Origin of the sequence: Acinetobacter stercoris, assembly GCF_900323515.1 — a bacterium.
GTDB lineage: Bacteria > Pseudomonadota > Gammaproteobacteria > Pseudomonadales > Moraxellaceae > Acinetobacter > Acinetobacter stercoris.
In genome coordinates this window covers 1-13,258 of sequence record NZ_OOGT01000105.1, presented here as the reverse complement: position 1 = coordinate 13,258, position 13,258 = coordinate 1, and the positions used below count along the sequence as shown (strand labels likewise).

Annotated in this window: 9 protein-coding genes, 1 pseudogene and 1 riboswitch; of the genes and pseudogenes, 8 read left to right on the top strand and 2 right to left on the bottom strand. The window is 39.7% G+C overall.

All coding sequences use genetic code 11. The features are described 5' to 3' along the window. The first annotated feature begins 296 nt into the window (after window positions 1-296). The 5 genes from KPC_RS11655 to KPC_RS11635 are packed head-to-tail and all read left to right on the top strand — an operon-like array spanning window position 297 to window position 4,641. Window positions 297-1,229, top strand: a complete 933-nt coding sequence (locus KPC_RS11655; RefSeq protein WP_121974549.1) for a 4-hydroxyproline epimerase — start codon at window positions 297-299, stop codon at window positions 1,227-1,229. After that, window positions 1,226-2,347: an NAD(P)/FAD-dependent oxidoreductase gene (locus tag KPC_RS11650; RefSeq protein WP_121974548.1), complete on the top strand. Its 1,122-nt coding sequence runs from the start codon at window positions 1,226-1,228 to the stop codon at window positions 2,345-2,347. The genes KPC_RS11655 and KPC_RS11650 overlap by 4 nt, the downstream gene beginning before the upstream one ends. After that, window positions 2,335-2,580 carry a (2Fe-2S)-binding protein gene (locus KPC_RS11645; protein ID WP_121974547.1) on the top strand — a complete coding sequence of 82 codons (246 nt, stop codon included), beginning with the start codon at window positions 2,335-2,337 and terminating at the stop codon, window positions 2,578-2,580. Before KPC_RS11650 ends, KPC_RS11645 begins: the two co-directional genes overlap by 13 nt. After that, a complete protein-coding gene (locus KPC_RS11640; RefSeq protein WP_121974546.1) occupies window positions 2,577-3,839 on the top strand; it encodes an NAD(P)/FAD-dependent oxidoreductase in 1,263 nt (420 codons plus the stop codon). The genes KPC_RS11645 and KPC_RS11640 overlap by 4 nt, the downstream gene beginning before the upstream one ends. A 43-nt stretch (window positions 3,840-3,882) precedes the next feature. Further along, complete coding sequence (locus tag KPC_RS11635) at window positions 3,883-4,641, top strand: AraC family transcriptional regulator (protein WP_121974545.1); 759 nt, start codon at window positions 3,883-3,885, stop codon at window positions 4,639-4,641. Window positions 4,642-4,811: 170 nt separating this feature from the next. Here the strand turns inward: KPC_RS11635 and KPC_RS11630 are convergent, their stop codons facing one another. Next, window positions 4,812-6,383 (bottom strand): APC family permease, encoded by a 1,572-nt coding sequence (locus KPC_RS11630; protein ID WP_121974544.1) that lies wholly within the window; start codon window positions 6,381-6,383, stop codon window positions 4,812-4,814. Between the two features lie 772 nt (window positions 6,384-7,155). Next, window positions 7,156-7,252, top strand: a riboswitch (guanidine-I (ykkC/yxkD leader). Window positions 7,253-7,281: 29 nt separating this feature from the next. Between KPC_RS11630 and KPC_RS11625 the strand changes: the two genes are divergently transcribed. The 3 genes from KPC_RS11625 to uca are packed head-to-tail and all read left to right on the top strand — an operon-like array spanning window position 7,282 to window position 12,294. Continuing rightward, window positions 7,282-8,013, top strand: a complete 732-nt coding sequence (locus KPC_RS11625; RefSeq protein WP_121974543.1) for an urea amidolyase associated protein UAAP1 — start codon at window positions 7,282-7,284, stop codon at window positions 8,011-8,013. Between the two features lie 18 nt (window positions 8,014-8,031). Further along, window positions 8,032-8,685 carry an urea amidolyase associated protein UAAP2 gene (locus KPC_RS11620; protein WP_121974542.1) on the top strand — a complete coding sequence of 218 codons (654 nt, stop codon included), beginning with the start codon at window positions 8,032-8,034 and terminating at the stop codon, window positions 8,683-8,685. Window positions 8,686-8,688: 3 nt separating this feature from the next. After that, window positions 8,689-12,294, top strand: a complete 3,606-nt coding sequence (gene uca, locus KPC_RS11615) for an urea carboxylase (protein WP_121974541.1) — start codon at window positions 8,689-8,691, stop codon at window positions 12,292-12,294. Between the two features lie 39 nt (window positions 12,295-12,333). On the opposite strand, the pseudogene KPC_RS11610 reads toward uca, so the two are convergent. Further along, a pseudogene (locus KPC_RS11610) lies at window positions 12,334-13,258 on the bottom strand (TrlF family ATPase); the annotation flags it as partial.

Here is a 13,258-nt window from a genome sequence, read left to right as displayed (position 1 = left end):
ATATTATTTTTTCAAGTTCTTATTTTAGCTAGTCACTATAAAGATGNTTTATTCCAGATAGAAATTGTTTTATCCATAAAATATTGATTAGAACAGGCTGACTTTCTACTTCAAAAATCAAACTAGAGTTAGAAATACTTGATATAACTTTTTATTAGCCAATATTTGGCTCATTAAAAAAAAAACTATTTTTCATATTTTCATTATGCTGAATTCGTCATCGTTTAACCCTAAAACTATCAAGCCAGTATTCTTCTGTTGAGGCATCCTAGAAAAAAAGGAAATGGATCTCTTCAATGAAAACAGTAAAAATTTTGGATTCACATACGGGGGGTGAACCGACCCGAGTTGTATTGGATGGCTTCCCTGATCTTGGTCGTGGTGACATGCAAAGCCGCCGTAAAATTTTATCTGAACAATACGATCAATACCGTACAGCAGTCATGCTTGAACCACGAGGAAATGATGTTCTTGTCGGTGCATTGTTATGTGAACCTGTTAACCCTAAAGCAAGTGCTGGTGTCATATTTTTCAATAATTCTGGATATCTTGGAATGTGTGGTCATGGAACAATTGGTCTGGTTGTTACGCTAGCACATCTTGGAAAAATTCAAGCAGGAACACATATCATCGAAACCCCAGTGGGGGATATAGAAGCAACTTTACATGAGGATCACTCTGTAAGTGTTAGAAATGTACCTTCATATCGCTATCAAAAGGCTGTGGAAGTCGATGTTCCTGCTTATGGTAAAGTCGTTGGCGATATTGCCTGGGGAGGAAACTGGTTTTTTCTTGTTAGTGAACATGGTCAAAAGGTTGCAAGTGATAATCTAGAGCAATTAACAGATTATGCATGGGCTATACGTCAAGCTTTATCCAAACAAAAAATTACAGCGAAAGATGGTCAGGAAATTGATCATATCGAATTATTTACTCATTCAGAACAGGCAGATAGTAAAAGTTTTGTACTTTGTCCAGGCAAAGCTTATGACCGTTCTCCCTGTGGAACGGGAACCAGTGCCAAAGTGGCTTGTCTGGCTGCCGAAGGCAAGCTAGGGGCGAGTGAACTTTGGCGACAAGAAAGTATTATTGGAAGCCAGTTTATTGCCAGTTATGAGCAAGGTGATGGTTATATTATTCCGACGATTCGGGGTGAAGCATATATTAGTGCTGAAACAACGCTGATTATGGATGAACGTGATCCATATGCATGGGGCATCCAGCTATGAAAACCGATGTGATTGTCATCGGTGCGGGAATAGTCGGTGCAGCATGTGCGTATGAGTTAGCCCGTCAGGGATTAACTGTAAAAGTTTTAGATGCACGAATAGGGGGGGCGACTGCAGCTGGAATGGGGCATCTGGTGATTATGGATGACCTAAAACCAGAATTGGATTTAAGTCATTGGTCAGTTCAATTATGGCATGAGTTAGGTGATAAATTATCTGAAGAATGTGCTTATCGTCCAACCCCAACTTTATGGTTAGCCAGTAGCCCTGAAGAAGTAAAAACTGCACATGAAAAATATCACCGTTTAGTTGAAAGAGGTATCCGCTGTAGATTGATCAAACAAGATGAAATATATGATCTTGTTCCACATTTGAAAGCAGGTTTATATGGCGGGTTAGAAGTTCTTGATGATGGCATCTTGTATGCCCCCTGTGCTGCTGAATGGTTTTTAAAACAATTTCCAGACTTGATCCAGACGATCAATGCCAAGGTTGTAATGATTGAGGAAAATCGAGTGCAACTGAGCGATGGAGCGTGGCTAAAAGCCGATAACATCGTGATTGCCAATGGAATTAATGTTACGGATTTTTTTCCTGAACTTCCTATCGAGCCTAAAAAAGGGCATCTGGCAATAACTGACCGTTATCCTGAAATCAAACTAAGTCATACCCTTGTTGCCTTGGCATATGCTGCAAGTACGCAAGCCACCAGTGGTATTTCGGTTGCATGTAATATTCAGCCTCGTCCGACGGGGCAATTATTTATTGGTTCTTCGAGACAGTTTGCAACGACTGATCCACGGGTAGAGCCTGAAGTATTTACCCGTGTTTTAACAGAAGCGATTGATTATTTTCCAGAATTGGCGGATTTAAATATTATTAGAGCATGGACGGGATTTCGTGCTGCAAGCCCGGATGGCATTCCTGTTATTGGTCAGCATCCAGATTATTCATCTGTTTATCTGGCAGTGGGACATGAGGGGTTGGGGGTGACAACGGCGACAGGAACAGGACGTCTGATCGCCTCGCATATTTGTAATCTTGCATTTGAGATTGATCCTGAACCGTTCTTACCTCAACGTTTTAGTGCAAAAAGGAATCAGTCATGGATAAATTAGTACAGCTATGTATCAATGAACACTTGGTTTCAGTACCAGAAGGGACATCAGTGGCAGCGGCGATTTTTCAAGCGGAAATTATAACAAGCCGTATATCGGTAACTGGTGAAAAACGCACTCCATTTTGTGGTATGGGCGTATGTCAGGAATGCCGTGTCACAATTAATGGGAAAAGAGTTTTAGCTTGTCAAACGCTATGTCAACATGGAATGAAGGTGGAAACGCTGCGATGAAAAAACAATATGATATTGTTATTGTTGGGGCTGGTCCTGCAGGTTTGGCAGCAGCAATAACAGCAGGACGTAGTGGGCAAAGTATTGCCATTTTAGATAATAATCCTGCCATGGGGGGGCAGATCTGGCGCTCAGGAACAGTTTTGGCTACACCTGAAATTGCACAAGAAATGCAACAGAAAATTTTATTGTCAAAAAATATAGAGATCTTGACGAGTGCAAAAATTGTTGCAGCACCAGCTTCAGGACAGTTATTGGTCGAATTGGCGGATTTGAGTGTTGTTCTAAATTATCAGAAACTGATCTTATGTACTGGCGCTCGGGAGCTATTTTTACCTTTTCCTGGCTGGACATTACCAGGTGTAACAGGAGCTGGTGGGTTACAGGCATTGATCAAGGCAGGGACTCCTGTAAAAAACAGGCGTATTGTTATCGCAGGGTCAGGACCATTATTACTTGCCAGTGCCGATACAGCACGAAAAGTTGGTGCTCAGGTGTTATATATTGCTGAGCAGGCAAATAAATCTTCGGTACATAAATTTGCTTATCAATTATGGCGTTGGCCAGCTAAATTAATTCAGGCCCTGTTTCTACCACATCAGTTATATAAAACTGACAGTTATATACTAGAGGCGATTGGAACAGAAAAACTTGAACGGGTAAAATTACAAACCCCGAAAGGAATAGTTGAGATTGAATGTGATCATCTGGCTTGTGGTTTTGGATTGATACCGAATATACAGTTGGCACAGTTATTAAATTGCGATATTGAAAACCAGGCAATCGTCGTGAATGAGTTACAGCAAACGTCACAAGATCAAATCTTTGCAGCGGGTGAATGTACTGGATTTGGGGGTAGTGAATTGGCATTAGTTGAAGGCGAGATAGCAGGCTTTGCCGCAACAGGACAAATGGATTTAGCAAGCAGGTTATTTAAAAAACGTCAACATTATCAAAAATTCGCCGATATACTTCAGCAAAGTTTTAGTTTGCGGGAAGAATTAAAAACACTTGCCCAGTCTGATACAATTTTTTGTCGTTGTGAAGATGTAACGTTTTCAAAAGTTGTAGAGCGTAGTTGCTGGGTGGATGCAAAATTACATACACGCTGCGGTATGGGAGCCTGTCAAGGAAGTACATGTGCAGCAGCAGCCCGATTTATATTTGGGTGGCAAGTTCCGAACTCCAGACCACCACTTTTACCTACTCGCGCTAAGAGTCTAATTTCTTTGCAATCTTCTACTTTAAATCAGCCATAAAATAAACTAGAGTAGAGAAATCATATATTTGTCTGCTCTAAAAATGTCTTTGGCTTATCTTCCTCGACTTACATCAACTTTAGATCATTTCTTAAAAGATATCAAAACCATAGAGCCACTACTGGATGCCTTATCATCAACTGTATTTTTTATTAAAGATACACAAGCCCATTATTTATTTGTTAATCAGACACTAAGTACTCGTTGTGGACTAAAAGATAAAAATATAGTCATAGGAAAAACATCCGAACAGATTTTTCCAGCTCCATTTGGGCAGATTTATACTTCGCAAGATATGCAAGTTATTCGCAAGAACAAACGCTTATCTGAACAATTAGAATTGCATTTATACGCCAAAAATCAATCAGGATGGTGTTTAACTTATAAAGAGCCTCTTTATGACGAGACAGGTCAACTCGTTGCTATCGCAGGAATTTCACATGATTTAAATGTTCCTGAAAATACTCATCCTGCATTTTACAAAATGGTTCAAGTTGAAGAATATATCAAGAATAATTATTCTGAAACGATCACATTGGCAGATTTAACTAAAATAGTAGGGGTTTCAGTTGCTCAACTAGAGCGGTATTGCAAAAAAATATACCATCTCACTCCTAGGCAGATGATTAGTAAAATCAGGTTGCAGGCTGCAACTGAAATGTTGGCGACAGATTTACCGATTACAGAAATTGGATTACGATGCGGATATAGTGATCACAGTGCTTTTTGCCGTCAATTTAAAATACACACAGGAATGTCACCGAGTTTATACCGGTTAACATATACGGTTAAAGGTGGTTGAAATAGCATATGTTTTTGATTAGTAAATTAGAATAACAAGTTTTATTTGCTGATTTGATTTTGGTTGGAAGTAAAGGCTTTATTCAAAAATATGGACTCAATTTACTGAGTCCATATTAAATTGATATTCGATAAAAAGAGTCAAAGAATTAAAAAACCAGTTTTTGGAATCTAAGCCTCATTGTCTTCTTTAATGAGTGCTTTTGGCAAACCAGAATGGATTCCCCAGTAATAACAGATCAAAGCAATAACGGTGACGAGCAGCGTGTCATATGGTTCTGAAATGATATGACTTGCACCTTGCCCGAAGCAGCCCAGATACGAAACAATGATCATTAAAATATAATAGCAGATCAGCCAGGCTGAGGATTTTAATTGCTGGGCAAAGCTCACTTCATGGGTTGGAACAAAGCGTTTGAAAATAATATAGAAAATTACCAGGAGCAGTTGAGAGCCAAGTAACCAGGAGACCACATTCCATCCTGACCAATAGACAATAAAAGTTGCAATGATAAAAGAGACAGGACCGAGGAAAGAGAAACCTTTTACAAGGAATGGCCGGGGGAGTTCAGGTGCATTTCGACGTAGTGCGCCTACAGTTACAGGAGCAATGGCATAGCTTAATACCAATGCTGCGGAAACGACGCTGATCAGCTTTTCCCATGATGGAAAAGGCATAGTCCAGAATAATGACAAGAAAAAAGTTAGCCAAAGTGCATAACGTGGAATCCCGGACTTGGTGTCAACTTTGGTAAATATCTTGAAAAATGTACTACTATTTGACCAGGCATAAATCACACGCGGCGTTGCTGCCATGTAAATATTGCCGCAACCAGAAGGTGAAATAATAGCATCACTAACAACTAACATCGCGAGCCAGCCTAAACCTAACAACATCGCAATATCTCGATACGGTAGAGGGAATTTGTCGCTTAGTCCATGCCAGCCATTTGCTAACATTTCGGTAGGAACAGCACCTAAAAATGCAATTTGCAGGACAATATAAATCACAGTAGCAAGCAGGACAGATAAGATTAAAGCAAAGGGAATGGTAAATTGAGGCCGTTTAACTTCACTGGCAACAGAAATAATAGGGGTTAAACCTAAATAAGCGAAAATGATACCACCTGCCGAGACAGCACTTTCTACTCCACGTGCCCCCATTGGTGCAAATTCGGTAACTGAAAAATTTTCGGGTTTAAAATGATAAAGTAAAGCGACGATGACCAGTAATGGAACTGCGAACTTTAATATACTGACGATATTGTTTGCGATTGCAAAAGTTTTAACACTGAAGTAATTCAGTGCAAAGAAAAAACATAATAAAGCAAACTGGAATAACCATCCTGCAATTGTGGGGGATCGGACACCATTGTTTACTGTTGTAAGAGAGGGGAACCAGGCTGCTGCATATTCTCTGGCTGCAACAACCTCAATTGCAATCAAGCTGGAAAAAGCAATGACTGTGATTGAGCCTAACAAATAGCCTTGCATGGGACCATGAGAGAAAACTGGATATCGGATAATCCCACCTGCACGAGGTAAGGCGGCGCCAAGCTCACAATAGATAATCCCTAAAATTAAAACGGCAAAACCACCAATTAACCATGAAAATATTCCAGCTGGACCAGCTTGTGAAGCGACATGGCTCGCCGAGAATAACCACCCTGATCCAAAAATTGCCCCGAGCCCAATGAAAGTGAGATCCATGAGTGATAACTGCTTTTTGAATTGTCCTGACATAGCGTTTTCCTTAACCATTCTTTTATATTATATCGTATACGATATAATATAAAAGATAAACACTTGATAATCTAAAACAATAAAGTTTTTGTGTCTTGAGATATCTATTTGATTTATATTTATAATTNTATATTTCATGTCAGGCTGATTTTAAAATTTTCAATAAAATACAGTTACATAAAGGTAAAATACACTAAAGCTATAAATCGTATTTTTTATTTTATAGCAAGTTAGAACAGGCAATTTAGGCTTTAAAGGACTCACTGGCTTTGAAAAGGATGATTGGAGGCAGAATAAAGTAAGGCATTCGAGTTTTAATTTATAATTAAAGATCAAAGGTATAGGGGAATAGCATAGCTTTTAGCAATTATTTGTATGGTTCAGATATAAATCATTCCAATATGAGTCATTGTGTTGATGATTTGGAATATCTACCCATGTCAGATACGCTAATATGTTTAACTACTATTGGTATTGAGGCTGATTCCTGCCTATTAAGTTAAGCCTTTTATTGTTCCTGGATTTAAACCATCAAACTTAGTGAGGCAGTTTATTTACTGTTGCTTTAATCATTTTAAATCACTTTTTTATCCGTTGATATCCAGAATCATATTGGATCACTGTATAACATCATCACAAAGCAAAACTGCCAATTTTTTGTGCAGTCAAAAAAATCTTCATTTAAATTGCCCTTTAATTGACCAGAAACAATATTACTTTTCACTAAAAACGTAATACTAGATTGGCACGTCCTTTGCTTTATCTATAACAAGAAAAAGTGATCTAGGGTTCCGATACATTTTTGTATGTCTGGACCGAGAGTTCACGGTTCATTGCGAACTACACGGAGGGATAAAAGCCCGGGAGGAAGTCAAAAACTATCCGAACAGGAGTGGCTATGAACACTACGAATTATCATAATAATCAAGAGATCTGGAGTGAAATTTTGCCAGGTGGACATCACTGGTCTGGTCGCATTCAAAAGGGTACGATCTTGCAATTTCAGGCACTCGGTGCAAATGCCAATGTGTCCATATTTTGTGTAAATGCAGAAGATAAATTAGAACGCTTCAATATGCCAGACAGTTTAAAAGGACAGCATACAGCATACTTGACAGCATCCAACGTACTTTATTCTGATTTGGGGCGCGTCATGGCTTCATTCGTCCATGATGATCATGCCTGGAATGATGTGATTTGCGCCCCGAGTACAGCCATCCAGATTGAAAAAAAATATGGTCAACGAACTTTTCAGGATGCGCGTAATGATATGTACCAAAGTGCACAGGACGGACTTCTGGTTGAAATGAGTAAGTTTGCCTTAGGTCAGGTTGATTTAAGTGCAACAGTTAATTTGTTCTCCAAAGTAACACCCGATGATGAGGGATCACTTTCTTATATAAGCTCAGATAACACGGATCAAATCATTGAACTACGTTTTGAAATGAATTGTCTGGTGTTTCTGTCAGCTGCACCACATGCATTAGACAATATTAGTCAATATCAACCTGCCGATGTGCAAATGAAGTTATTTAAGGCATTGCCTTTAAATGAAACAGATATTTGCCGAGATTCGTGCCAGCAAAACCGGCGTGCATTTGCGAACAATGCCCGTTACTACGCAATCTAGGAAAGCAGGAGAAAAATCATGAGCATTTTACAAAATTTTAAGAAAGCAGTATTGAGCGAAGTGTGTCCTGCTGGTGAAGCATGGATGTGTGAAGTAAAGAAAGGACAATATTTTCGTATTGTAGATTTAGAGGGCAATCAGGCGGTTGATACCTTGTTTATTTCAGCCGAGAACCCGGAAGAACGTTACAGTGCGACAGATACTCTAGCGATGAATCAACAGATTTATCTTGAGAAAGGGACAACTTTATACAGTAATCTGGGGCGTCCAATTGCAGTCATTCATGATGACAACTGTGGGCGTCATGACACGATTGGTGGTGCATGTTCATGTGAAAGTAACACCGTGCGTTATGCGCTGGATAAATATCCAATGCATAGTTGTCGTAACAATTTTATGTATGCACTGGCAAGGCATCCAATCGCTCAAAAATATCAATTAAACGTAAGGCATATTGGACCCAATATTAATTTTTTTATGAATGTTCCTGTAACTTCAGATGGGCATCTAAAGTTTGATGATGGTATTTCAGGACCTGGAAAATATGTAGAAATACAGGCTGAAATGGATTTAATCGTACTGATTTCCAACTGTCCGCAGTTAAACAATCCGTGTAATGCCTATAACCCTACACAAATCCAACTGGTCGTTCATGAAGGTGCAGGAGCTTAAATCATGTTTAAAAAAGTTCTGATCGCCAATCGTGGCGCGATTGCCTGCCGTGTTATTCGTACACTGAAAAAATTAGGAATAGCTTCAGTTGTAGTCTACTCTGAAGCTGATCGTGATTCATTGCATGTGACACTGGCAGATGAAGCTTTTTGTATAGGTGCTGCACCTGCCAATCAAAGCTATTTAAATATTGAAAAAATCCTTGAAGTTGCGAAACAGACGGGTGCAGAAGCGATTCATCCCGGCTACGGTTTTTTGTCTGAAAATGCTGAATTTTGTGATCTTTGTGAAAATCAGGGAATTGCATTTATTGGGCCGACATCCAGTCAGATGAAAGACTTTGGGCTGAAGCATACCGCACGTGAACTTGCGATTAAAAGTCATGTCCCGCTACTTCCTGGTAGTTCGTTGCTGGCAGATGAGACAGAAGCTCTAACAGAAGCAAAGCGTATTGGCTATCCTGTCATGTTAAAAAGTACCGCAGGTGGTGGTGGTATCGGTATGCGCCTAGTCTGGAATGAGGATGAACTCAAAGATGCCTATCAAACTGTTTCCTATCTGGCTCAAGCCAATTTTAAGGATGCTGGGCTGTATCTGGAAAAATTCGTACAACATGCACGTCATATCGAAGTACAAATTTTTGGTGATGGTCAAGGGCAAGTTTTGGCACTGGGTGAACGAGATTGTTCTGTACAACGCCGTAACCAGAAAGTTATTGAAGAAACACCTGCACCACATATTAGTGATGAACAACGCGAGTACCTGCAACAAGTCGCAATTCAACTCATGCAATCAGTCCATTATCGTTCGGCAGGTACTGTTGAATTTGTCATGGATACTGAAACTCAAGCGTTTTATTTCCTTGAAGTGAATACTCGACTACAGGTTGAACATGGTGTTACTGAGCAGGTGTTTGGAGTAGATCTTGTAGAATGGATGGTGACTTTAGCCAGTGGAGACTGGCAAGCGCCTACAGGTACGTTACAACCTAAAGGACATTCGATTCAGGTCCGTCTTTATGCTGAGGATCCGGTTAAACAGTTTCAGCCTTGTGCAGGCTTGCTCACGCATGTGAATTTTGATCAACAGGCACGTATTGAAACGTGGGTGGAGACAGGTTCCAGTGTTTCGTCATTTTATGACCCGATGATAGCTAAAATTATCGTGACTGCAGACGATCGTGAATCTGCGATTGCGGCGATGACAACGAGTCTGGCAAATACACAAATCGCAGGAATCGAAACCAATCTGGAGTATTTACAAAATATTGTTGCCTGTGATGTATTCCATGCGGGTACTCAAACTACAAGATTCCTCAATACCTTTGAATGGAAAGTTCAAAAAATAGAGGTGCTGCAATCAGGTATTCAAACTTCGATTCAGGATGTTACAGGTCGTTTGGGATATTGGGATGTGGGTGTGCCACCATCAGGTGCGATTGATCCATTGAGTCTGACTGTTGCCAACCAGCTTTTGGGCAATGATAGCAATACTGCGGGTCTTGAATGTACTTTGCAGGGACCTACACTAAAATTCCACTGTGATAGCCAGATTGTGATCACGGGCGGAGATATGCCATCGAAACTGGATGGTAAAGATGTTCCGATGTGGCAAAGTATTAATGTCAAAAAAGGTCAGGTTTTAAAATGTGGAACAATTAGTACGGGGTGTCGAAGTTATATTGGCATCAAAGGTGGGTTGAATGTTCCTGAATATCTGGGCTCACAGGCAACATTTACTTTAGGTCAGTTTGGTGGGCATGCAGGACGTAATTTGCTGGTTGGCGATATGTTACCGATCAATGAATATTCATCAGATCAGGTTCAGGTTTTGGCAGAACAGCAGATTCCGAGTTTTTCACACCACTGGGAAATTGCAGTGATGTACGGACCACATGGTGCACCAGATTTCTTTACCAAACAGGATATTGATACTTTTTTTGCCAATGAGTTTGAAATTCACTATAACTCAAGCCGTACAGGCGTTCGTTTAATCGGACCAAAGCCTGAATGGGCACGTATTGATGGGGGTGAGGCTGGTCTGCATCCGTCTAATATTCATGACAATGCCTATGCAATCGGTGCAATTGATTTCACTGGTGATATGCCGATTATTTTAGGGCCTGATGGCCCAAGTCTTGGTGGCTTTGTATGTCCTGCCGTGATTATTCATTCGGAACTCTGGAAAATTGGACAACTCAAAGCAGGAGATAAGGTCAGGTTTGTACCTGTAAGTTATGCGCAAGCAAAACGTTTAGACCAGAAATATCATCAAAGTATGATAACTGCAGATACCAGCTTAGTCGATTTTAGTCCTGTTTTGACTGCTGAAACAGAAACTTTGGCTGATGCAGTATTGGCAGTACTTGATGCAGAAGCAGATAAACCAGGTGTGACCTATCGTCCAGCAGGAAATAGCTATCTGTTGGTGGAATATGGCGAATTGGTTCTGGATCTGAATTTACGTTTCCGTATTCATGCTTTAATGCAATGGGTGAAAGAGCAGGATATTCAAGGGATTATTGATCTGACACCTGGTATTCGTTCACTACAAATCCACTTTGATTCAATTCAGCTTGATCAACTGGAACTACTCGAAAAGTTAAAACAGGCAGAAGCTGAGTTGCCTGATATTCAGGAGATGCAGGTTGCATCGCGAACTGTATATCTGCCATTGGCTTGGGAAGATTCACAAACTCAATTGGCCACTGAACGTTATACACAAATTGTGCGCCCCGATGCACCATGGTGTCCTGATAATGTAGAATTTATTCGCCGTATCAATGGTTTGGCATCAAAGCAAGCAGTCAAAGATGTAGTTTATAGTGCGCATTATCTAGTGATGGGCTTGGGTGATGTTTACCTCGGTGCACCTGTAGCGACACCACTTGATCCTCGTCAACGTCTGGTCACCACCAAATATAATCCTGCAAGAACTTGGACACCTGAAAATGCAGTCGGTATCGGCGGTGCATATATGTGTGTTTATGGTATGGAAGGTCCTGGAGGTTACCAACTGGTTGGACGAACTACACAAATGTGGAGTCGCTACCGTAAAAACCCAGACTTTGAAGATGGTAAACCATGGTTATTACGCTTCTTTGATCAGGTGAAGTTTTACGAAGTTTCTGAAGATGAACTGATGCAAATGCGTGAGGACTTCAAGGCAGGTCGATTGCAATTGCGTATCGAAGATGGTGTATTGAATCTCAAAGAATACAATGAATTCCTGAAAGCTAATCAAGAGAGTATTCAAACGTTTAAGGACATACAACAAACCAACTTTGATGCAGAGCGTAGACGGTGGCATGAAGCAGGACTCGTCGAATATGTATCTGAAAGTCTGGATGCTGTGGATGATGGTGATACAGTCGCAATTCCAGAAGGAGGCTGTGCGGTAGAGTCTCATATGCCAGGTTCAATCTGGAAAATAGAATGTGTATCGGGAGATATCGTTGAGGAGGGTGCAACGCTTGCAGTGATTGAAGCGATGAAAATAGAAATCCCGATCATTGCACCTGAACGGATGCGTGTAGATGCAATTACTATTGAAAAAGGGCAAACCGTAAAAACAGGGCAGGTATTGTTTACATTAGCGCCTGTGGCTTGATGATAATAGAAAAAAAGACCGCTTAGGCGGTCTTTTTATTTAGGAAGCTAAATTATATTTTTGTTCTCGTAACTTAAAGGCTCTATCTCCACCTTCAAGAATTTCACATATATGTGACTTAATTGTTTTTTGATTTAAAGTGGATGAACAATTTGGATCATGTTCTAGTGATTCAATACTGCCAAACTTATATTGGAACTTATGATTATTCATATTTGGGCTATGAATCCCATGTTGATTGGCAACAATGATTAGCTCACTATCGGCATTCACAACAACATTTGCGTTGTGAGTCACAAGAATAATTTGTCTTTCCTTTTTCTTTTGTTTTAGAAAAGTAACCAATTCAGAATAGATAGCTCGATTATCTAAGTCATCTTCAGGTTGGTCGATGATGATAGGGCACTTACTTTCACTACAATCTAAAGTCATTTTTAATACTACAAAAGCTTTTTTGCCTTGTGACATTTCATTGTAGTTGTCACCATCATAGATAACGTCAAATTTTATTTTAAACCATGAATTATCGAAGAACTCTTTCGTAAATGTTTCTAAAGTACTACCACCTCTAAAACGAATTTCTCCTTCTTCTAAGGATGCTACTATTTCATGATATTTATCTAATAGTTCTATTTGAGAAGCAACTTGCATTTCGGCAAATAGCTTGGCTTTTTCAGGCTGTTGGTTAATAGTTTTTTTGATAAATTCATTGAACTTAAATTTATCAAATATATTCGTTGCAAGTATTTGTAGATCTTGGCTGATTGTAATTGATGATATAGCCTGTATTAATTCAGAGGCTATATTGGACATTGATAACCAAATTGTACGTTGAAACTCTGTTTTTAAACTTTCTAAAGAAGTTGTTAATTGAGAAATTTTTTCTAAAATATCATCAATCTCTTGAATTTTAGCTTTTTCAGTATTTAGTCTTTCTAATAATGGTTTTATAGCATCAGAAGAC

Excerpts from the sequence above, each read along its gene's own strand:
- uca (WP_121974541.1), top strand. The coding sequence starts at position 8,689 with ATGTTTAAAAAAGTTCTGATCGCCAATCGTGGCGCGATTGCCTGCCGT.
- KPC_RS11625 (WP_121974543.1), top strand. The coding sequence starts at position 7,282 with ATGAACACTACGAATTATCATAATAATCAAGAGATCTGGAGTGAAATT.
- KPC_RS11620 (WP_121974542.1), top strand. The coding sequence starts at position 8,032 with ATGAGCATTTTACAAAATTTTAAGAAAGCAGTATTGAGCGAAGTGTGT.
- KPC_RS11655 (WP_121974549.1), top strand. The coding sequence starts at position 297 with ATGAAAACAGTAAAAATTTTGGATTCACATACGGGGGGTGAACCGACC.
- KPC_RS11650 (WP_121974548.1), top strand. The coding sequence starts at position 1,226 with ATGAAAACCGATGTGATTGTCATCGGTGCGGGAATAGTCGGTGCAGCA.
- KPC_RS11635 (WP_121974545.1), top strand. The coding sequence starts at position 3,883 with ATGTCTTTGGCTTATCTTCCTCGACTTACATCAACTTTAGATCATTTC.
- KPC_RS11640 (WP_121974546.1), top strand. The coding sequence starts at position 2,577 with ATGAAAAAACAATATGATATTGTTATTGTTGGGGCTGGTCCTGCAGGT.
- KPC_RS11630 (WP_121974544.1), bottom strand. The coding sequence starts at position 6,383 with ATGTCAGGACAATTCAAAAAGCAGTTATCACTCATGGATCTCACTTTC.
- KPC_RS11645 (WP_121974547.1), top strand. The coding sequence starts at position 2,335 with ATGGATAAATTAGTACAGCTATGTATCAATGAACACTTGGTTTCAGTA.